This window comes from Bosea sp. BIWAKO-01 (assembly GCF_001748145.1).
Taxonomy (GTDB): Bacteria; Pseudomonadota; Alphaproteobacteria; order Rhizobiales; family Beijerinckiaceae; genus Allobosea.
Window position 1 is genome coordinate 2,180,146 of sequence record NZ_BCQA01000001.1, and the last position, 20,095, is coordinate 2,200,240.

The following is a 20,095-nucleotide window of genomic DNA, read 5'->3' on the forward strand; positions in this document are numbered from 1 at the left end:
ATGACCAGCCGGTTAGCGCAATTGCATAAAGCCGGACGCGGAAAGGAAGCACCATTGCCGTTACATGGCGTTCCTTTCGACACCCTGCTTCCTGACAGGGCAGCTTTGATCTTGCATGCCCGGCCGTTGCGGACTAAATAGCGACGCAACAGCTCTGGTTTCGGTGTAAGCCGATGATCAAGAGCGGGCCGGCCGGCCCGCTCTTTTTTGTTGGCCGCAAGCCCTGCCGGAGCGAAGGCAGGCAGTCCGAACATGAACGAGCCGACAGCAGCAGATCAGGACAGGCGCGTAGTGACCGAAAGCGGTGTGGCCGCGCGTGTCGCTGCCATCATCGAGCCGGCGATCATCGATCTCGGCTACAGGCTGGTGCGCGTGCGCGTCTCCGGCCAGAACGGTTGCACCGTGCAGATCATGGCCGAACTCCCGGACGGCACGATGACCGTCGAGGGTTGCGAGGCGGTGAGCCAGGCGGTCTCGCCGGCGCTCGACGTCGACGATCCGATCCAGGCCGCGTATCATCTCGAGGTGTCGTCGCCGGGGATCGACCGGCCACTGGTGCGCCCGAGCGATTTCGCGCGCTGGTCCGGTCACCTTGCCAAGATCGACACGCACGAGCCGGTCGGCGGCCGCAAGCGCTTCCGCGGCATCCTGCGTGGCGTCGAGGGCGATACGGCCCTGCTCTCGCGCGACGATGCGAAGACCGAGGAGGAGCGCGACGTCGCGATTCCGATGAACGCCATTGGCGAAGCACGGCTTGTTCTGACCGACGCCCTGGTCACCGAATCACTGCGGCGGGGCAAGTCTGGCCTGCCGCCCGAGATGCCGCCGGCGGACGATATCGCCAGCCCTAAGAAGGGCAGGGGCAAATCACTGGGACCGCGCCCGGGTAAGCAGCCCAAGCCGGCTCCGCAGAACGACAACGAAGAGGAGTGAGCGTCATGGCTGTTAGCGCCAACAGGCTCGAACTGCTGCAGATCGCGGATGCCGTCGCCCGCGAGAAATCGATCGATCGGCAGATCGTCGTCGATGCGATGCAGGACGCCATCGCCAAGGCCGCTCGCTCGCGCTACGGCGCCGAGACAGACGTCCATGCCGAGATCAACACCAAGTCGGGCGAACTTCGCCTGGCGCGCCACCTCCAGGTCGTTGAGCAGGTCGAGAACACCTCGACCGAGATCACCCTGGCCGAGGCCAAGCGCCACAATCCGGCGGCCCAGGTCGGCGACGTCATCTCCGATCCCCTGCCGCCCTTCGATTTCGGCCGCATCGCCGCTCAATCGGCCAAGCAGGTCATCGTGCAGAAGGTGCGCGAGGCCGAGCGCGATCGCCAGTATGACGAGTACAAGGATCGCATCGGCGAGATAGTCAACGGCGCAGTGAAGCGCGTCGAATACGGCAATGTCTTCGTCGATCTCGGCCGCGGTGAAGCCATCATCCGTCGCGACGAGATGATCCCGCGCGAGACCTTCAAGGTCGGCGACCGCGCCCGCGCCTATGTCTACGACGTGCGCCGCGAGCCGCGTGGCCCGCAAATCTTCTTGTCGCGCACGCATCCGCAGTTCATGGCCAAGCTGTTCGGCCAGGAAGTGCCGGAGATCTATGACGGCATCGTCGAGGTGAAGGCTGTCGCCCGCGACCCCGGCTCGCGTGCCAAGATCGCGGTGATCAGCCGCGATTCCTCGATCGATCCCGTCGGCGCCTGCGTCGGCATGAGGGGCTCGCGCGTGCAGGCCGTCGTCGGCGAGCTGCAGGGCGAGAAGATCGACATCATTCCGTGGTCGCCGGATGTTGCGACTTTTGTCGTCAATGCACTGCAGCCGGCTGAGGTCGCGAAGGTCGTGCTCGACGAAGAGGCCGACAAGATCGAGGTCGTGGTTCCCGACGAGCAGCTCTCGCTCGCCATCGGCCGCCGCGGTCAGAATGTCCGCCTCGCCTCGCAGCTGACCGGCTGGGACATCGACATCCTGACCGAGGCCGAGGAATCGGAGCGCCGCCAGAAGGAATTCCTGCAGCGCACCGAGACCTTCATGAACGCGCTGAATGTCGACGAGACCGTCGGCCAGCTGCTGGCCTCGGAAGGCTTCCGCTCGGTCGAGGAGGTCGCTTATGTCGACCTCGCCGAACTGGCCACGATCGAAGGCTTCGACGAGGAGACGGCGGGTGAGATCCAGTCGCGCGCACAGGAGTACCTGGCGACGGTGGAAGCCGAACTCGACGACAAGCGTCGTGCTTTGGGTGTCGAGGACGCATTGCGCGAAGTCGAAGGCATCACCACATCGATGATGGTCGCGCTCGGAGAGAACGATGTGAAGTCCGTCGAGGATCTGGCGGGCTGCGCGACCGACGATCTGGTCGGTTGGACCGAACGCAAGGATGGCGAAAGCACGCGCCATTCCGGCTATCTCGACGGGTTCGACCTGTCGCGTCAGGATGCGGAGGCCATCATCATGGCCGCGCGCATCAAGGCCGGCTGGGTCGAAGCTCCCGCCGAGGAGCCCGAGGCCGACAGCGAAGCGGCCGAGGCCTGAGTCAGGCGCGCGTGATGAAAAGGCCGGAAGCGGCGCGGCCCGCGCACAAGGACGGCCCTGAGCGCAGCTGCGTCGTGACCCGCATGGTCAAGGCGCCGGAGGATCTGATCCGGTTCGTGGTCAGCCCCGACGGGGTTCTCACGCCGGATTTACGCCGCAAGCTTCCGGGCCGCGGCGTCTGGACGAGCCTCAGCGCGGCCACGGTCGCCGAGGCAATCAAGCGTAAGGCCTTCGAGCGCTCGCTCAAGACCAAGGTCACGATACCGCCTGATCTTGCCTCTATGATCGATGGCTTGATGCATCGCGACGCCGTCCAGGCGCTGGCCATGGCCAACAAGGCGGGACTGGTTTCGTCCGGTTTTGCCAAGGTCGAGGCTTCTATCGGATCGGGGCGGCTCGCCGCGGTCATCGAAGCCAGCGATGGCGCCGAAGACGGCCGGCGCAAGATAGGACAGGCTCTCAGGCGGGTCGCGGCAGCGCGAGCCGAAGATGGGCTGAAGGTCCGAAAGACACCGGTTGTCGCGGAATTCGCGGCGGCTGATTTGGAATTGGCGTTGGGGCGGTCACATGTGATACATGCGGCCCTTGCTCCGGGACCGGCGGCCGAGGGTTTCCTCTCCCGCTGGCGTCGGCTCGTCCGATACCGGACGGGCGATGCCGGTGCGTTGGGCCCGGAAAGCCCGACGGATTTCGACGAGACAGACGAACACACGACCGAACCGGCAGGACCGAAAGCGGAATGAGCGATACCAAAAACCCGGGCGACAAGACTTTGACGGTCAGCCCTCCGAAGACCCTGACGCTGAAGCGGCCGATCGAGCAGAGCACGGTTCGGCAAAGCTTCTCGCATGGGCGCTCGAAGCAGGTCGTCGTCGAGGTCAAGCGCCGCGTCGGTGGGCCCGAAGTCAAGGAAGCGCCGGTGGCTCGCGCGCCGCAGCCCGCGGTGCAGCCTGCTGCCCCGCGTCCGGTCGTGCCTCAGCCGGCTCCCGCAGCTCCGAAGCCGAGCGGCATGCTTCTGCGCACCCTCTCGGACGACGAGAAGGATGCGCGTCAGCGCGCCCTGTCCGACTCGCGAGCCCGTGAGCTCGACGAGCGCCGTCAGGCCGAAGAGGAAGCCCGCCAGCGTGCGCTTGTTGCGGAGCGCGAACGGGCCGAGCGCGAGGCAGCCCTTGCCCGCCAGCGCGAGGAAGAAGAGCGCCGTCGTCAGGAAGACGAGCAGAAGCGTCGCGCCGAAGTCGCCGCTCGCCAGCGCGATGACGCCCAGGCCGCTCGTCCGGCAGCCCCCCAGCAGCCGCGTGATCAGGCCCCGGCCCCGGCCCCATCCGCTCCGCCGCAGCAGCAGGCGCAGCCGTCCCAGCCTTCAACCTATGCTCCCGCCGCACGGCCCGCATCCGGCCCGCGCGAGTTTGGTGCTGCACGTCCGCAGATGCGCGACGTCGGTGCACGTCCGCCGCGGCTCGACTCGCGTCCTGCGCGGGTCGACGCGCCGCGTCCCCCCCGTGCCGGTGATCCGAGCGCTCCCGCAGAGCCGGCGGTCGTCCGTCCGGCCCGCCAGGCCCCCTCGGCCGGCGCCCCGCGCAGCCGTCCCGATGACGGTGAAGCCCGGCCGGCGTTCCGTCGTCCTGGCGGCGCTCCTGGCGCAGCCAATCGCGGTGCGCCCACTCCTGCCCCGAAGACGCCCAAGGCCGGTGAGAAGCCGCGTGGCCGCCTGACGCTCTCGACCGCTACCGGCGGTGATGACGAGCGGACACGGTCGGTTGCAGCCTTCCGCCGCCGCGTCCAGCGCATGACCGGGCACCGTGCCTCGGACGTCGCCAAGGAACGCGTGATGCGTGAGGTGATCATCCCCGAGACGATCACCATCCAGGAACTCGCCAACCGCATGACCGAGCGTGGCGTCGACGTCATCCGCCTGCTGATGAAGCAGGGTGCGATGCACAAGATCACCGACGTGATCGACGCCGACACTGCTCAGCTCGTGGCCGAGGAAATGGGCCATACCGTCAAGCGCGTCGCCGAATCCGACGTGGAAGAAGGCTTGTTCGATACGCCCGACACCGATGAGATGCTGACGCAGCGTCCGCCGGTCGTGACGATCATGGGCCATGTCGACCACGGCAAGACCTCGCTGCTCGATGCGATCCGCCAGACTCATGTCGTGACCGGCGAAGCTGGTGGCATCACTCAGCATATCGGCGCCTATCAGGTGACGACGCCGACCGGCTCGAAGGTGACCTTCATCGATACCCCCGGCCACGCCGCCTTCACGGCGATGCGTGCGCGCGGCGCCAAGGTGACGGATATCGTCGTTCTCGTGGTGGCGGCCGACGACGGCGTGATGCCGCAGACGGTCGAGGCCATCAACCACGCCAAGGCGGCCAAGGTTCCGCTGATCGTGGCGATCAACAAGATCGACAAGCCCGACGCCAATCCGGACCGCGTGCGGTCCGAGCTGCTGCAATACGAGATCCAGGTCGAGACGCTGGGCGGCGAAACGCTGGAAATCGAGGTTTCGGCCAAGACCGGCAAGAACCTCGACAGGCTTCTCGAGGCCATTTCGCTGCAGGCTGAACTGCTCGATCTCAAGGCCAACCCCGACCGCGCTGCCGAAGGCACCGTGATCGAGGCGAAGCTCGATCGTGGCCGCGGCCCGGTTGCCACCGTGCTCGTCCAGCGCGGCACGTTGCGCACCGGCGACATCGTCGTGGCCGGCTCGGAATGGGGCCGGGTGCGCGCTCTGATCGGCGACACCGGCGCCCAGATCAAGGAAGCGCCCCCGTCGCTCCCGGTCGAGGTTCTCGGTTTCAACGGTACACCTGAGGCCGGTGACCGCGTCGCGGTCGTCGAATCCGAAGCGCGGGCCCGCGAGATCACCGATTACCGTGAGCGCCAGAAGCGCGACCGCATCGCGGCACGTGGCGGTGGATCGGGCGCAGGCCGCTCGCTCGCCGAAATGATGCGCGACCTCAAGGAAGGCGCCGGCCGCAAGGAATTCCCGCTTGTCGTCAAGGGCGACGTGCAGGGTTCGGTCGAGGCCATCGTCGGCACGCTCGAGAAGGTCGGCAACGACGAGGTGCGCGCACGCGTGCTTCAGTCCGGCGTCGGCGGCATCACCGAATCCGACATCACGCTCGCCCAGGCTTCGGGCGCGGCCGTGATCGGCTTCAACGTGCGTGCCCACAAGGAAGCGCGCGAGGCGGCCGAACGGGCCGGCGTCGAAATCCGCTACTACAACATCATCTACAACCTCGTGGATGACGTGAAGGCGGCGATGTCGGGCCTGCTGGCTCCGACGCTGCGCGAAACCATGCTCGGCAATGCCCAGATCCTCGAGATCTTCAACGTCTCGAAGGTCGGCAAGATCGCCGGCTGCCGCGTCACCGACGGCACGATCGAACGCGGCGCCAATGTCCGCCTGATCCGCGACAATGTCGTGGTTCACGAGGGCAAGCTCTCGCAGCTCAAGCGCTTCAAGGACGACGCCAAGGAAGTGGTTGCCGGCCAGGAATGCGGCATGTCCTTCGAGAACTATCAGGACATGCGCGCTGGCGACGTGATCGAGTGCTATCGCGTCGAGGAGATCAAGCGGACGCTGTGATCCGTCATGGCCGGGCTTGTCCCGACCGCCTGACGATGACGAGCGCGCGCTCCTTCGCAGAACCTTGACGTCATGGCCGGGCCAAGCCCGGCCATGACGTTTCTACGATCCACGCTCATCCGGTCCGAGTCCGGAGAACGAGAACCATGGCAAGACCAGCAAAACCCAGCGGCCCCTCGCAGCGACAACTGCGCGTCGGCGAACTCATCCGTCACGCACTGGCCGAGATGCTAGCCCGCGGCGACATTCACGACGACGTGCTGGCGAAGCATGTCATCACCGTGCCGGAGGTGCGGCTCTCGCCCGATCTCAAGCTCGCGACGGCCTACATCATGCCGCTCGGCGGCAATGACATCGCGCCGGTCCTAAAGGCGCTCGATGGCCACAAGCGCTACATCCGGGGCGAGATCGCCCATCGGGTGAACCTGAAATACGCGCCTGATATCCGCTTCCGGCAGGATGAGAGCTTCTCGGAGGCCGAGCGCATCGATGCGCTGCTCGATTCCGAGACGGTGCGCCGCGACACGCTGCGCCAGCCCCTGAAGATCGACCAAGACGACCATCATGACGACGAATAGCGAGACAGTGGCGCCTCCGCAGGCGCAGCAGCCGCGCCCGAAGAAGCGCGACGTTCATGGCTGGGTGGTGCTCGACAAGCCCGTCGGCATGACCTCGACCCATGCGGTCAGCGTGGTGAAGCGCGCCTTCAGCGCCAAGAAGGCCGGCCATGCCGGAACGCTCGACCCGCTCGCTTCAGGCCTGCTGCCGATCGCACTGGGGGAGGCGACCAAGACCGTCCCCTTCGTCATGGATGGTCGGAAAGCCTATCAGTTCACCGTCGCCTGGGGCTCGCAGACCGAGACCGACGATACCGAAGGCCGCGTCATCGCGACCTCGGAGCTGCGCCCGCTGGAAGACGCCATTGCGGCCCTCCTGCCGCGCTTCACCGGCACGATCCTGCAAACGCCTCCCAAATACTCGGCCATCAAGATCGCCGGCGAGCGCGCTTATGACCTCGCCCGGGACGGTGAAGAGGTGGTGCTGGAGCCGCGCCCCGTGGAGATCGATGCATTGTCGATCGTCAGCCATGACGGCGCGACGACGACCTTCGAGGCGGAATGCGGCAAAGGCACCTATGTGCGCGCCATCGCTCGTGATCTCGGCGTTGCGCTCGGCTGCCTCGGGCATGTCGCCCATCTCAGGCGCACGCGCGTCGGCCCCTTCACGGTGACCGAGGCAACGACCGTCGAGACGCTGCGCAGCAGCCAGGAAGAGGCCGAGGGCGCACTCCGGCCGGTCGCGGCAGCGCTTGAGCTCATTCCGGAGATCGTGGTCCATCGCGATGCGGCCCTGCGGCTGAAGCGTGGTCAGAGCGCGCTATTGCGCGGTCGCGATGCCCCGATCGAGGCCGAGGCCGTCTATGCCACCAGCGGCGGCGTGCTGATCGCCACTGGCTCGATCAGCAATGGCGAGCTGGTGCCGCATCGTGTCTTCAATCTCTAGTCCATGGGGTCGGATCTCGTATCCGACCCCATGATTCGCCCCCCTGGGTTTGCGTCGGCTCTTCCGAAAGCCGCAATTCATTTTTCGGGCCGCCGGGACGAGATTGAACTGCGTGGCACGCAAGCGTGCAGCGTCACGCAGGGGCGGTGCGCGAAACAGGCGGCTGTACTTCCCGGCTGAACTACGATGGGCTTTCATAGCCCATTTTGAAGCCCGCCGAGGCGGCATCGAGCGCCGCTCCGGGGGACCATGTCCCTCAGCCAGGTTTTTCACGCTTTTGGCGCCCTTGCTGCCAACATCGTGCCGACCATGAGAACGGTGCGCCATTCGAAATCGAACTTGATCGTGCCAAGCCGCTGTATCCGGCCGCGCGGGCCGTACTCGAGTTATGGGTCACGGAGGATGGCACGGTCGCGGCTCGATCTGCGCCGCGACGGCCGCTGCGGCAAGCTGCGGGGCACCGCCCCTCGTGCCTATGGCGGCCGCTACGAAAGCGACCCGTCGCATCTCTATTTCGAAGACGATACTGGCCTCCTTGCGCTGGCGAGCTGCGTCGCGGCGACCTGCCACTCGGCGGCCGCCCGCTACCAGAAAGCCTGAATTGCTCGCGATGGTTCAGTAACCGACAGTGAAGCGTCGGCGCGAATGGGCTGGCTTCTCCAGTTCGTCGACCAGTGCGATCGCGTAGTCCTCGGCCGAAATCGCGCTCTTGCCCTGCGCATCGACCAGAAGCTGATCCCCGCCGAGGCGGAACGTGCCGGTGCGCTCGCCGGGCTGGATCAGCGCTGAGGGTGACAGGAACGTCCAGTCCAGTTTGTTCTCACCCTTGAGCAGCTCGAGGAAGGCGCCGCCCTTCTTCGCTTCGGCCAGATAGATCGCCGGGAACTCCGGCGTGTCGAACAGTTGCTTACCTGGCGCGACCTCGAGACTTCCCGCGCCACCGACGACGAGATAGCGCTTCACGCCGGACTGCTTGACGGCGGCCAGCAGAACCGCCGGGTCGCTCGCGGTGAAATGAACGGCGCTGATCACCGCGTCATGATCGGCGAGCACACTGGCCAGCCCGTCGCGATCGAACACATCGCCCTTCAGCGCCGTCACACCGGTCGCCGCTGCGACCTTTTCGGGGTTGCGGGTGATCGCCGAAACCGCGTGTCCGCGGGCGGAGAGCTCGGCCAGCAGGCGCGAGCCGATGAAGCCGGTAGCGCCAATGAGAGCGATTTTCATGAGACCTGCCTTTACCTAGTATCTTTCAGAAACCAACATCCTGTGTGATACTAGATGGAGGCAGCGTGGAGCCTCGTAAAGAAGGCACTTTCACGCGACATGGTCACCTCAGGGAAACCCCGATGCTGCAACGCCCGGACGCCTTCAACGCGCAATGCCCGACCCGCCAGGTCCTCGACCGCATCGGCGACAAATGGGCGGTGCTGATCCTGATCCTGCTCGGAGAGGGGACCTTGCGGTTCAACGAGCTGCGCCGGCGCATCGACAACATCTCGCAGAAGATGCTCTCGCAGACATTGCGAAGCCTGGAGCGCGATGGGTTGATCAGCCGCGAGGCGTTCCCCACCGTGCCCGTGACTGTCGAGTATTCGCTGACCGAGCTCGGCCGCACGCTTGCAGCGACCGTGCACGGATTGACGCGCTGGGCCGAGGCCCATATCGGCGAGGTCGAGGAAGCGCAGAGGCGCTACGACCGCGGTCTGCCCCGGCCTGCCTCGTCGCCGCGCTAGCGTTTTGCCCAGATTCGTGTATATCCCGCGCCAACCGGCCTTGCGGCTGGCTGCGCATCTCCTCCGCGATGAGGTGGATTGCGGGTTCCGGACCTTGCTGGACGACATCCCGGCCTGGCCCGCCAGATCAACATCCAACTGAAGGATCACACGATGTCGATTACGCCGGAGCGCAAGACGGCGCTCGTGAAGGAACATGCCACCAAGCCGAATGACACCGGTTCGCCGGAGGTCCAGGTCGCGATCCTGACGGAGCGCATCAACAACCTGACCGGTCACTTCAAGTCGCATGTCAAGGACAACCACTCGCGTCGCGGCCTGCTCAAGCTGGTTTCGCAGCGCCGTTCGTTGCTCGACTATCTCAAGGGCAAGAGCGAAGCGCGCTACAGGACGCTGATCGAGAAGCTCGGCATCCGCCGCTGATCGATCGCAAGAGCTTCCCGCCCGGCACCGATCGGTTCCGGGCGGTTTTTCCAGAGCATGATGCCGAAGGGTGGGAACCACTTTTTGGGCGACATGATGCTCCTACTCCAGGGTCTGGCCGCAATGGTGCGGCGCCCTGACTCCAACGCGGCGGCCGCATGGGTGGCTTAGCCGCAGGCCTCCGCCGGACGCCCCGACGTCCATGGCAGGATCGCCGAGCGCTCGGGCGCAATGCTCACCGTCTCCCGAGCTTTCCGCCGTCTTGCCCATGGGCTTGAGACGTCCGGACGTGTGCCACATCCGATCCGAAAGAGAACCATGTTCGACATCCAAACCGAAGAGCTGATCTGGGGCGGGCGCAAGCTCGTGCTCGAAACCGGCAAGGTCGCCCGCCAGGCCGACGGCGCCGTGCTCGCCACCTATGGCGAGACCGTCGTGCTCGCCACCGTCGTCTCGGCCAAGGAGCCGAAGCCGGGCTTCGACTTCTTCCCGCTGACCGTGAACTACCAGGAAAAGACCTTCGCAGCCGGCCGCATCCCGGGTGGCTACTTCAAGCGCGAAGGCCGTCCGAGCGAGAAGGAGACCCTGGTCTCCCGCCTGATCGACCGGCCGATCCGCCCGCTCTTCGCCGATGGCTACAAGAACGACACCCAGGTGGTCTGCACCGTGCTCCAGCATGACCTGGAGAACGACCCCGACATCGTCGCGATGGTCGCTGCTTCGGCCGCACTGACCCTGTCCGGCGTGCCCTTCATGGGCCCTGTCGGCGCCGCCCGCGTCGGTTATTTCGACGGCGCCTACAAGCTCAACCCGCTGGTCGACGAGATCAAGGAATCGAGCCTCGACCTCGTCGTCGCCGGTACCCAGGACGCCGTCCTGATGGTCGAGTCGGAAGCCAAGGAGCTCTCCGAAGAGATCATGCTCGGCGCCGTGATGTTCGGCCACAAGCATTTCCAGCCGGTGATCGACGCCATCATCCGTCTGGCCGAGAAGGCCGCCAAGGAGCCGCGCGACTTCCAGCCGGCCGACCAGTCGGCGATCCTCGACGCCGTGCTCAAGGTCGGCGAAGCCGAGCTCCGCGCCGCCTACAAGATCACCGCCAAGGCCGAGCGCTACAAGGCTGTCGACGCCGTCAAGGCGAAGGTCGTCGAGGCGCTGGTCTCGGCCGAGCCGGATGGCGTGAAGACCTTCACCAAGGAGCAGGTCGCCGGCCAGTTCAAGGAAGCCCAGGCCAAGATCGTGCGCTGGAACATCCTTGACGACGGCATCCGCATCGACGGTCGCGACGTCAAGACGGTCCGCAAGATCGTGGCGGAAGCGGGCATCCTGCCGCGCACCCACGGCTCGTCGCTGTTCACCCGCGGCGAGACCCAGGCGCTGGTCGTGACCACGCTCGGCACCGGCGATGACGAGCAGTTCATCGACTCGCTGGAAGGCACCTACAAGGAAACCTTCCTGCTGCACTACAACTTCCCTCCCTACTCCGTCGGCGAGACCGGCCGGATGGGCTCGCCCGGCCGCCGCGAGATCGGCCATGGCAAGCTCGCCTGGCGCGCGATCCGTCCGATGCTGCCGGCCAAGGGCGAGTTCCCCTACACGATCCGCGTCGTCTCGGAGATCACCGAGTCGAACGGCTCCTCCTCGATGGCCACCGTCTGCGGCACCTCGCTGGCGCTGATGGATGCCGGCGTGCCGCTGAAGGCTCCGGTTGCGGGCATCGCCATGGGCCTGATCCTGGAAGGCGAGCGCTTCGCGGTGCTCTCCGACATCCTCGGCGACGAGGATCACCTCGGCGACATGGACTTCAAGGTGGCCGGTACCGCTGCGGGCATCACCTCGCTGCAGATGGACATCAAGATCGCCGGCATCACCGAGGAGATCATGCAGGTCGCGCTTGGCCAGGCCAAGGGCGGTCGTGACCACATCCTCGGCGAGATGTCCAAGGCGCTCTCCACCTCGCGCGCCCAGCTCGGCGAATATGCTCCGCGCATCGAGACGATGAAGATCCCGGTCGACAAGATCCGTGAAGTCATCGGTTCGGGCGGCAAGGTCATCCGCGAGATCGTCGAGAAGACCGGCGCCAAGGTGAACATCGAGGACGACGGCACCATCAAGATCGCCTCGGCCGACGGCAAGTCGATCGAAGCCGCGATCAAGTGGATCAAGTCGATCGTCTCGGAAGCCGAGCCGGGCATGATCTATGACGGCACCGTGGTGAAGATCATGGAGTTCGGCGCCTTCGTGAACTTCTTCGGCGCCAAGGACGGCCTCGTTCACATTTCCGAGCTGGCCGCCCAGCGCGTCCAGAAGGTCTCGGACGTCGTCAAGGAAGGCGACAAGGTCAAGGTGAAGTTCCTCGGCCAGGACGAGCGCGGCAAGATCCGCCTCTCGATGAAGGTCGTCGACCAGGAGACGGGCGAGGATCTGACCGAGAAGCTCAAGGCTGCCCGCGACGCCGAGAAGGCCCGCGAGAAGCAGTCCGCCAGCGAGTAAGCTCCGGCTTCATCGCCAGACCACAGGACGCCCCGCATCCCAGGATGCGGGGCGTTTTCTTTTTTGTGGTGCGAAGGGGCTGGCGCTCACGCCTGTCGCCCAATAGTCTAGACTTATTGGCTCTTGGAGATCGGCATGACCGACCACAGCATCACGTCGCTCGAGACGCTCGCCGCCCGATATCCGAACCCCGTCGCGCCAGCCTCGGTTGCCAAGGAGATCGACCATGTCGACGAGAACTATGCTGCGCTGATCGCTGTCTCGCCCTTCATGGTGCTCGCGACCAACGGTCCGGAGGGCCTGGATTGTTCGCCGCGCGGGGATCTGCCGGGCTTTGTCACGGTCCGGGACGCGAAAACGCTCCTGATTCCAGACAGAAAAGGCAATAACCGTCTGGATTCATTAAGAAATATCCTGTTCGATCCGAGAATCGGAATGCTCTTCCTGGTCCCCGGTTACGGCGAAACCCTTCGGGTGAACGGCACAGCGACCCTTTCGGCCGACCCCGAGCTCTGCGCGCGCTTCGAGATGGCCGGAAAGCTGCCGGCCTGCGTGATCGTGGTCGATGTGGAACAGGTCTACTTCCAGTGCTCGCGCGCCGTGGTCCGGGCCGACCTTTGGAGCCCGGCCAAGCATGCCGACAGGCGTGAGTTGCCAAGCGCCGGACAGATCCTGCGTGACATCACTGCGCGGAACGAGGCGATCGAGACCTTCGACGGCGCAGCCTATGACAAGGCGCTGCCGGAGCGCGTGAAGGCAACGCTGTACTGAAACCGTCATGCTCGGCCCCCGGCCGAGCAGCCGCGTCTTGCGACGCGACTCGTTGAAGGGCGTGTCACGATGGGTTCAGGCCCAACGATGACACGCCGAGCCTGAACCCCGATCAGGTCACAGCAGGCCGTTGTCGCCCGCCAGCACCTTCAGGTTCACATCCGGCCTTGCACCGACATGGCTGATGATTTCGGCAGCCGCGAGCGCGCCAAGCCGCAGCGAGTCCCGCACCTCGCGCCCCGAGGTCAGGCCGAAGAGGAAGCCCGCGGCGAAGAGGTCGCCCGCGCCGGTTGAATCGACGATGCGCTCCACCGGGAAGACCGGTTCGGCAACAATACCGTCCGGCGTCACCGCCAGAGCGCCCTTCTCCGAGCGCGTCACCGCCGCAACGATGTTCTCCGCGCGCAGCGCAGCGAGCGCGCTGTCGAAATCGCCGGTCTGGTAGAGGCTCTTCAGCTCGTGCTCATTGGCGAAGACGATATCGACCAGCCGGTTGCGGATCAGCCCGAGGAACTCGTCGCGATAACGATCCACGCAGAAGGAATCCGACAGGGTGATCGCGACACGGCCGCCTGCTGCATGGGCAAACTCAGAGGCCTTGCGGAAGGCTTCCTTGGCTGCCGGCGGATCCCAGAGATAGCCCTCGAGATAGATGATATCGGCGTTCTGGACCGTATCCTTGTCGACATCCGCGACGGTGAGGCCCTGGCAGGCGCCGAGATAGGTGTTCATCGTGCGCTCGCCATCAGGCGTGACGAAGATGAAGGAGCGGGCGGTCGCCGGGCCCTCGGCGGCGAAAGCCGTATCGAAGCTGACGCCCTGCGAGGTCAGGTCATGCCGGTAGAGCTTGCCGAGTTCGTCCTGCTTCACCTTGCCGATGAAGGCACCCTTGCCGCCAAAGGAGGCTAGGCCCGCGATGGTATTGGCGGCGGAACCGCCCGAGATGACCTTGGCCGGGCCCATCGCCGCGTAGAGCGTCTCCGCACGGGGCTCGTCGATCAGCATCATCGCGCCCTTGGTCAGCTCATGCGCGACCAGAAAATCCTCTTCCGCGCGAGCGATGACATCGACGATGGCGTTGCCGAGCGCCAGGACATCATAACGGGCATTTTTCATGAAGGAGTTCCGCGGGTTGGCGAGGATGGGACGAATGATGGGCGTTTCGCATCAGGACCGGATGCGGTCAAGCGCGGCCGCGCCGGCGACTGGCCTGGTCAAGCACGGCGCGCAGCGCAGCAAGTTCGTCGGGGCCGAGTTCGGCGATCTCAAGGGCAAGGCGGTTGGCGATCAGCGTCGCCTCCGGTGCAAGTCCCGCAGTATCGACCGTGATGCGGGGGTGGGACAGCTCGGCGAGACGAACAAGTTCGTCAGCCTCGTCCCAGATCACGCCGAGCAGATGGATCACGCCCTGGATCAGCGCAAAGGTCGGCTGGCCGCGCTTGCCATGCTCAAGGGCCGAGAGATAGGCCGGCGTGACGCCCAGCGCCGCCGCCATTCCGGCCAGCGTCACGCCGCGAGCTGCGCGCAGCTCCCGAACGCGCTGGCCAAAAGGTGTCACGCGCCACTCTCACGGTGCCGGCGCAGGCGGATATAGAGCGCGCCGGCGCCGCCATGACGCTGCTCGGCCTCCTCGAAACCGACGACGAAAGGGCGCAGATCCGGTAGCCGCAGCCAGTGCGGCACGCTGCGGCGCAGGACCCCACGCTCTTCGCCGAAGATCGCATCGCCTGCGGCGCCCTTGCCTGTCACGACCAGAGCCAGCCTGGTGCCGCGTGCCTGCTCGCGGCGCAAAAAGGCACATAGCGCCGCATGAGCAGCATCCTGCCGCAGGCCGTGCAGGTCGATTACCGCCTCGACGGATTGGGTTCCGCGACGCAACTGCGTGCGCAGGCGGCGCTCGAGCGGCGCCAGCGGCGGCGGGGTGGTCTTGGTCGGTTTGACGGCAACCACCACAACAGGGGTGGCAGCTTCGGCAGGAGGCGGCACCGGGGCTGCTGCAGGCTCCTCAGGCGGCAGCGCGGCGCGCCCCGGCAGTGGCGTCACCGAACGCGCAACCTGCCGCCACAGGGCAATGTCGGCTTCCGACAGGGTCTTCTCGCGACGGCGGCGCATTCCTCAGCGCGCCTCCGCCCGCGGCCAGAGCACCGTGAAGTCAAAGGAATGGCGGACCAGCCCGGCGCGATGACCCGCCGCCTGGCCCGAACCGACGAACAGATCGACCCGCGACGGTCCGACGATGGCGGATCCCGTATCCTGCGCAATCATCAAGCGTGACAGCCGCTCCATGTCGCCGCTGCCGGTGGGAATTGTCGCATCGATCCAGGCCGGCAGTCCGTAGGGCCAGATGGCGCGGTCGATGGCGATGCTACGCAGCGGCGTCAGGGCCAAACCCGCACCACCGATCGGCCCCAAGTTGGGCGGCAAATCGTCCTTGCGGGCGAAGAAGACGAAGGAGCGGTTCAGGCGGATCAGGTCGCGGGCAAAACCGGCATCGGCCTTCAACCGCGCGACCAGCTTGTCCATGGTCATCTCGGCCGGCGGGATGTTCTCGCGCTCGCTGAGCACCCGGCCGAGCGAGGTATAGGCGTGGCCGTTGCGGCCGGAATAGACCAGCCGCACGACCCTGCCGTCCTGCAACCGAACCCGTCCGGAGCCCTGCACCTGCAACACGAAGCGGTCGACCGGATCGCGCAGCCAGGCGATTTCCAGGCCCTGCCCGTCGAGCGCGCCACTCTCGATCGCCGTCCGATCGGGATAGGGCTCCAGGCCCCGTGGAGTGCGGCGGGCGGCGGACAAGGCAGGTTCCAGCCCTGGCCAGGCGTCGCCTGCAAGGCGCGTCACCAGATCGGCAGGGCGGGCATAGAGCGGCGTTGGGAACTGGGCGGAGGGGGTGAGCGAGCCTTCGAACTCCGGCTCGAAATATCCGGTCATGAAGCCGCGCTCGGCGCCGCTCGGCCGGATGCGCCAGAAACTGAAACGCTCCTCGAAGAACCGACGCGCCGCCGTCCGGTCGACCGGCCCGCGAGCCGTCAGCCTGCCGGCTTCGGCGCAGATGCCGCTGAGCGCAGGCGGGATCGGGGCGCCTTGCCGAAGCGGGGGATCGGCGGCGCAGCCAGCTGCGAAAATCGCCAGCGCAATGCGGTGATCGTCATCGGGCCATCCCGGTATCGCGCCGGGAGAGATGGCCTCTGCGCGGGCGCCGGGCGGCAAGCTTGGACCGGCGGGCGCTTGTGTCATTGCAGCGGACAACATGGCGGCCACCAGCGCAATGCGCCCGAGGCCACGGGTCACGCGCCGGCTTCGGTCGCGACCAAAAGCCAATTCGGGTCGCGGCTGCCGAGCTGACGCGAGAAGGTCCAGATATCGTTGACCTCCGAGACCGCTTCGGCGCTGCCGTCCACCACGACGCCCTGTGCATCACGGACAACACTGATCAGCTGCGAAACGAATGCGATCGTCACCTGAGCCGTCTTGCCCTTGACGTCGACGGCGGTGATCTCGGCCTTGTCGATCGAGACGAAAGAGGATTCCGCCTTCTCGCCGCGCTTCTCTCGGTCGGTAATCGCCTGCTCGAAGCCATCATAGACTTCCTTGGCGAGGAGGCCCTTCAGGACCTTGCGGTCGCCGCGGGCGAAGGCCGTGACGATGGTCTCGTAAGCCGATTTCGCACCCTGCAGGAAACCCTTCGGGTCGAAATCCTGCTCCTGCCGAACGATGGCCTCGATGCCGGCAATGATCGGCGAATCCGCAGGCGCAATGTCCTTCCAGCGCTCGGCCGCAGGAACCGCCGTCGCAGCGGGATCATTGGCTGCGCCCGGCAGGCGAATGACATTGTCGCGCTTGGCCTCGGGAGCGCCGGCCTGATCAGGTCGCATCGGCGGCGTCTCACGCCGGGCGAAGGGATCCTTTGGCGGCTGCTCGCTCCCGGTCTTCTGGCCAAGCACGGAGCGAAGCTTCCAGGCGACGAAAACGGCCAGAGCCAGGAAGACCAAAGTCGTCATGTCGAAGGAATTTTGCATCGAACGCTGATCCGGAACCCCAGTGACCGCCTCGCATCAACGGCGGCGGTCGGCCGGCCGCCGCATGCGATATGGTGATCAAGGCTCGTAACATCCACCCCCGAGCTTGTGAAGGCGGCTTCTTGTGCCTGAGGAAGCTCCATGATAGCCGACGCAAGCATTGCACCGGGGAGCGGTGCGCAGTCCCGGGCGCCGGCAAGGCGTGGGATTTCCCGATTAAAGCCTGCCAGACGATGATGGGACCGATGGCCAACGACATCCCCAACGGCAACGGCGCGAGCGAGGCGAACGCTCAGCCGAGCATGAATGCCCTGATCCAGTACACCAAGGACTTCTCTTTCGAGAATCCGAAGGCGCCGCGCGCGCTCGGCCAGCAGAACGAGCAGGGCCCGCAGATGTCCCTGCAGGTCAATGTCTCGACCACCGCGCTGTCGGAAACCGACTACGAGACCGTGCTCCAGCTCGAGGGCAAGGCCGTCCTGAACAACGAGACGCTGTTTGCGTTCGATCTCAGCTATGCCGGTGTGTTCCGGCTGCTGAATATCCCGCAGGAGCATATTCACCCCGTTCTGGTGATCGACTGCGCGCGGCTGCTGTTCCCGTTCGCCCGCCAGATCATCGCGGACGCGGTCCAGACCGGCGGTTTCCCGCCCTTCTATGTTCCGCAGATCGACTTTGCGATGCTCTATCAGCAGCGCATGCAGGAGCTTCAGGCCCAGCAGCCGCAGGCGCCCAACGCCTGAGCGAGCCTACTGCCTCTGCAAGCCGACGATATCGAAAGGGCCCTCTCGGGCCCTTTCTTGCATTTCAATCAATAATCACGCGCATTTCGCGACGCCTTGCGCATCGGCAAGGCAACCTCCATTTCCCACTTTCATTGAAGCGGGCGCCAATCCGGCGTCCGCATTTTGCTATGTGGAGACCCGATGGACCATCTGATGACGCTTGCTGCCGACCCCGCCGTATGGGCGGCTCTCGGGGCACTGATCGCCATGGAGGTTGTCCTCGGCATCGACAATCTGATCTTTATCTCGATCCTGACCAACAAGCTTCCGGAGGAACAGCGCTCGCTCGGTCGCAAGATCGGCATCGGGCTTGCCCTGTTCATGCGGCTCGCGCTGCTCGGCACCGTTGCCTTCATCGTGCAATTGACGGAGCCGATCGTCTCGCTGTTCGGCAAGGCCTTCTCCTGGCGCGATTTCATCCTGATCGCGGGCGGCCTCTTCCTCGTCTGGAAGGCGACTGTCGAAATCCATCACAAGGTCGACGTCAATCACGGGCCCGACATGTTCGACGGCGGCCGTGCGGTCACCGTGACCTTCGGCGCTGCGATCTTTCAGATCCTGCTGCTCGATCTGGTCTTCTCGATCGACAGCATCATCACCGCCGTCGGCATGACCGAGCATGTCCCGGTGATGATGATTGCGGTGATCGTCGCCGTGCTGGTGATGCTGCTTGCCGCCGACCCGCTGGCGAAGTTCATCGAAAAGAACCCGACGATCGTGATGCTGGCGCTCGGCTTCCTGCTGATGATCGGCGCCACGCTGATCGGCGAGGGTTTCGGCGCCCATATCCCGAAGGGCTACATCTACGCCGCCATGGCCTTCTCGGCCTTGATCGAAGGCCTCAACATGATGTCGCGGCGCGCCGATCGTCACCGCAACTGACCAAACCGAAGCTGAGCCGCGTGAGGCGGCTCAGCTCTCCTTGGCCAGACCGAGATAGCCACTCCAGAGCGGTGTCTTCAGGGTCAGGATGAAGTTTTCATGAGCGGCCATTGCCGCCTCGTCGAGGCAGGGAGCGAGCGGGCGCTGGCGCTGCGGCCGCTCTGAAAGATCGGCGAGACCGTTGCCGGGACCGGCAGCGCTGACCACGCCAAGTCCGAGATCGGCCTGTTTGCCGCCGATCAGCTCGATATAGACCTCGGCGAGAATCTCGGAATCAAGCAGCGCGCCGTGCTGGGTGCGTCTCGTATTGTCGATGCCGTAGCGCTGGCAGAGCGCATCGAGACTGTTCGAGGCGCCGGGATGCTTGCGCCGCGCCATCGCCAGCGTATCGACGACCAGCGACGGCTCGATCGGGCCACGGCCGACGCGCTTCATCTCCATGTTCAGGAAGCCGACGTCGAAGGACGCGTTGTGGATGACGAGCCGCGCGCCATCGATGAAGGCTGCGAACTCCTCGGCGATGGCCGCGAAGAGGGGCTTGTCCGCCAGGAAGGCATCGGACAATCCGTGGACCTTGAAAGCGCCTTCCGACATCGTCCGCTCGGGGTTGATGTATTGATGGAAGGTCCGGCCGGATGGGCAGTGATTGACCAGTTCGACGCAGCCGATTTCGACGACGCGATCGCCACCATTGGCTTCAACGCCGGTCGTCTCTGTATCGAGGACGATCTCACGCATGCCTGGACGCCTCATTCTGCCGGGTCCGGCCAGGTCGGCCGGCTAATGCCTGGAGGATAGAGCGGACCTGTCTCTGTGCCACCAGCAAGCCATGCGAGGTGTCCACAAGGAAGTGGGCGTGCCGGCGCTTCTCGGCATCCGGCATCTGGCGCGCAAGGATCGCGTCCAGCTTCTGCGCCGTCATCTCCGGACGCGCCAGGACGCGGGCGCGCTGCACTTCGGCTGATGCCGTGATCACGACGACGGCGTCACAGCGATTGCCGGCTCCAACCTCAAGAAGGAGCGGCACATCGAGAACCGCGATATCGCTCCCCGCTGCAATGCAATTCTTGATGAAGGTGATCTCCTCCTCCCGCACCAGCGGATGGATGATCGCTTCCAGCGAGCGCAGGGCTTCCGGCTTGCCTACAACCATCGAGGAGAGCCGGGCACGATCGACAGCGCCGTTCACCACAGCGCCCGGAAAGGCCGCCGCGAGCTGTGCGACCGCCCTGCCCCGGTAGAGCGCATGGACGGTGGCATCGGCATCATGGACAGGCACGCCGTGGGCCCGGAACATCTCCGAGGTGGTCGATTTTCCCATGCCGATCGAGCCGGTCAGTCCCAGGATGAAGGTCAT

The 20,095-nt window shown here is 65.5% G+C and carries 21 protein-coding genes; 13 read left to right on the forward strand and 8 right to left on the reverse strand.

Translation table 11 applies throughout. The features are described from left to right. Positions 1-252: 252 nt before the first annotated feature. From rimP to BIWAKO_RS35925, 7 genes are all read left to right on the forward strand, one after another. Positions 253-933 carry a ribosome maturation factor RimP gene (gene rimP / locus BIWAKO_RS09970; protein WP_069882330.1) on the forward strand — a complete coding sequence of 227 codons (681 nt, stop codon included), beginning with the start codon at positions 253-255 and terminating at the stop codon, positions 931-933. 5 nt (positions 934-938) lie between these two features. Then, the gene (gene nusA, locus BIWAKO_RS09975) at positions 939-2,528 is read left to right on the forward strand and encodes a transcription termination factor NusA (protein WP_069878570.1); all 1,590 of its coding nucleotides are present in this window, start codon (positions 939-941) and stop codon (positions 2,526-2,528) included. 14 nt (positions 2,529-2,542) lie between these two features. Further along, complete coding sequence (locus tag BIWAKO_RS09980; RefSeq protein WP_069878571.1) at positions 2,543-3,271, forward strand: RNA-binding protein; 729 nt, start codon at positions 2,543-2,545, stop codon at positions 3,269-3,271. Beyond that, complete coding sequence (gene infB / locus BIWAKO_RS09985; protein ID WP_069878572.1) at positions 3,268-6,126, forward strand: translation initiation factor IF-2; 2,859 nt, start codon at positions 3,268-3,270, stop codon at positions 6,124-6,126. The genes BIWAKO_RS09980 and infB overlap by 4 nt, the downstream gene beginning before the upstream one ends. Positions 6,127-6,272: 146 nt before the next feature. Further along, positions 6,273-6,704, forward strand: a complete 432-nt coding sequence (gene rbfA / locus BIWAKO_RS09990; protein ID WP_043239094.1) for a 30S ribosome-binding factor RbfA — start codon at positions 6,273-6,275, stop codon at positions 6,702-6,704. Further along, a complete protein-coding gene (gene truB, locus BIWAKO_RS09995) occupies positions 6,691-7,629 on the forward strand; it encodes a tRNA pseudouridine(55) synthase TruB (RefSeq protein ID WP_069878573.1) in 939 nt (312 codons plus the stop codon). Before rbfA ends, truB begins: the two co-directional genes overlap by 14 nt. Positions 7,630-8,031: 402 nt before the next feature. Further along, positions 8,032-8,229 carry an Atu4866 domain-containing protein gene (locus BIWAKO_RS35925; protein ID WP_069878574.1) on the forward strand — a complete coding sequence of 66 codons (198 nt, stop codon included), beginning with the start codon at positions 8,032-8,034 and terminating at the stop codon, positions 8,227-8,229. A gap of 15 nt (positions 8,230-8,244) precedes the next feature. On the opposite strand, the gene BIWAKO_RS10005 is transcribed toward BIWAKO_RS35925, so the two are convergent. After that, the gene (locus BIWAKO_RS10005; protein WP_069878575.1) at positions 8,245-8,856 is read right to left on the reverse strand and encodes an NAD(P)-dependent oxidoreductase; all 612 of its coding nucleotides are present in this window, start codon (positions 8,854-8,856) and stop codon (positions 8,245-8,247) included. A 122-nt stretch (positions 8,857-8,978) separates the two neighbouring features. Between BIWAKO_RS10005 and BIWAKO_RS10010 the strand changes: the two genes are divergently transcribed. The 4 genes from BIWAKO_RS10010 to BIWAKO_RS10025 all read left to right on the forward strand — a co-directional run bounded on the left by BIWAKO_RS10010 (position 8,979) and on the right by BIWAKO_RS10025 (position 13,052). Then, complete coding sequence (locus BIWAKO_RS10010; RefSeq protein WP_176733296.1) at positions 8,979-9,365, forward strand: winged helix-turn-helix transcriptional regulator; 387 nt, start codon at positions 8,979-8,981, stop codon at positions 9,363-9,365. A gap of 153 nt (positions 9,366-9,518) precedes the next feature. Next, on the forward strand, positions 9,519-9,788 hold the full coding sequence (gene rpsO, locus BIWAKO_RS10015; protein WP_043239192.1) for a 30S ribosomal protein S15: 270 nt from the start codon (positions 9,519-9,521) through the stop codon (positions 9,786-9,788). Between the two features lie 318 nt (positions 9,789-10,106). Next, positions 10,107-12,281: a polyribonucleotide nucleotidyltransferase gene (pnp, locus tag BIWAKO_RS10020; protein ID WP_043239101.1), complete on the forward strand. Its 2,175-nt coding sequence runs from the start codon at positions 10,107-10,109 to the stop codon at positions 12,279-12,281. A 135-nt stretch (positions 12,282-12,416) separates the two neighbouring features. Then, a complete protein-coding gene (locus tag BIWAKO_RS10025) occupies positions 12,417-13,052 on the forward strand; it encodes a pyridoxamine 5'-phosphate oxidase family protein (protein ID WP_069882332.1) in 636 nt (211 codons plus the stop codon). A 117-nt stretch (positions 13,053-13,169) separates the two neighbouring features. Here the strand turns inward: BIWAKO_RS10025 and BIWAKO_RS10030 are convergent, their stop codons facing one another. The 5 genes from BIWAKO_RS10030 to BIWAKO_RS10050 form a co-directional block, all read right to left on the reverse strand. Further along, positions 13,170-14,168 carry an adenosine kinase gene (locus BIWAKO_RS10030; RefSeq protein WP_069878576.1) on the reverse strand — a complete coding sequence of 333 codons (999 nt, stop codon included), beginning with the start codon at positions 14,166-14,168 and terminating at the stop codon, positions 13,170-13,172. 67 nt (positions 14,169-14,235) lie between these two features. Beyond that, a complete protein-coding gene (locus tag BIWAKO_RS10035) occupies positions 14,236-14,610 on the reverse strand; it encodes a helix-turn-helix domain-containing protein (RefSeq protein ID WP_069878577.1) in 375 nt (124 codons plus the stop codon). Continuing rightward, on the reverse strand, positions 14,607-15,164 hold the full coding sequence (locus BIWAKO_RS10040; RefSeq protein WP_069878578.1) for a Smr/MutS family protein: 558 nt from the start codon (positions 15,162-15,164) through the stop codon (positions 14,607-14,609). Before BIWAKO_RS10040 ends, BIWAKO_RS10035 begins: the two co-directional genes overlap by 4 nt. A gap of 3 nt (positions 15,165-15,167) precedes the next feature. Beyond that, positions 15,168-16,343, reverse strand: a complete 1,176-nt coding sequence (mltA, locus tag BIWAKO_RS10045) for a murein transglycosylase A (protein ID WP_084651243.1) — start codon at positions 16,341-16,343, stop codon at positions 15,168-15,170. Then, the gene (locus BIWAKO_RS10050) at positions 16,340-17,071 is read right to left on the reverse strand and encodes a Tim44/TimA family putative adaptor protein (RefSeq protein WP_069878579.1); all 732 of its coding nucleotides are present in this window, start codon (positions 17,069-17,071) and stop codon (positions 16,340-16,342) included. The genes mltA and BIWAKO_RS10050 overlap by 4 nt, the downstream gene beginning before the upstream one ends. Positions 17,072-17,316: 245 nt before the next feature. Between BIWAKO_RS10050 and secB the strand changes: the two genes are divergently transcribed. After that, positions 17,317-17,814 (forward strand): protein-export chaperone SecB, encoded by a 498-nt coding sequence (gene secB / locus BIWAKO_RS10055; protein ID WP_069878580.1) that lies wholly within the window; start codon positions 17,317-17,319, stop codon positions 17,812-17,814. Between the two features lie 183 nt (positions 17,815-17,997). After that, positions 17,998-18,738, forward strand: coding sequence for a TerC family protein (locus BIWAKO_RS10060; RefSeq protein WP_069878581.1), 741 nt, complete (start codon positions 17,998-18,000; stop codon positions 18,736-18,738). A 30-nt stretch (positions 18,739-18,768) separates the two neighbouring features. Here the strand turns inward: BIWAKO_RS10060 and dnaQ are convergent, their stop codons facing one another. Together dnaQ and coaE are read right to left on the reverse strand one after the other, a co-directional pair. Next, positions 18,769-19,476: a DNA polymerase III subunit epsilon gene (gene dnaQ, locus BIWAKO_RS10065; RefSeq protein ID WP_069878582.1), complete on the reverse strand. Its 708-nt coding sequence runs from the start codon at positions 19,474-19,476 to the stop codon at positions 18,769-18,771. Then, positions 19,469-20,095, reverse strand: a complete 627-nt coding sequence (gene coaE / locus BIWAKO_RS10070) for a dephospho-CoA kinase (RefSeq protein WP_069878583.1) — start codon at positions 20,093-20,095, stop codon at positions 19,469-19,471. Before coaE ends, dnaQ begins: the two co-directional genes overlap by 8 nt.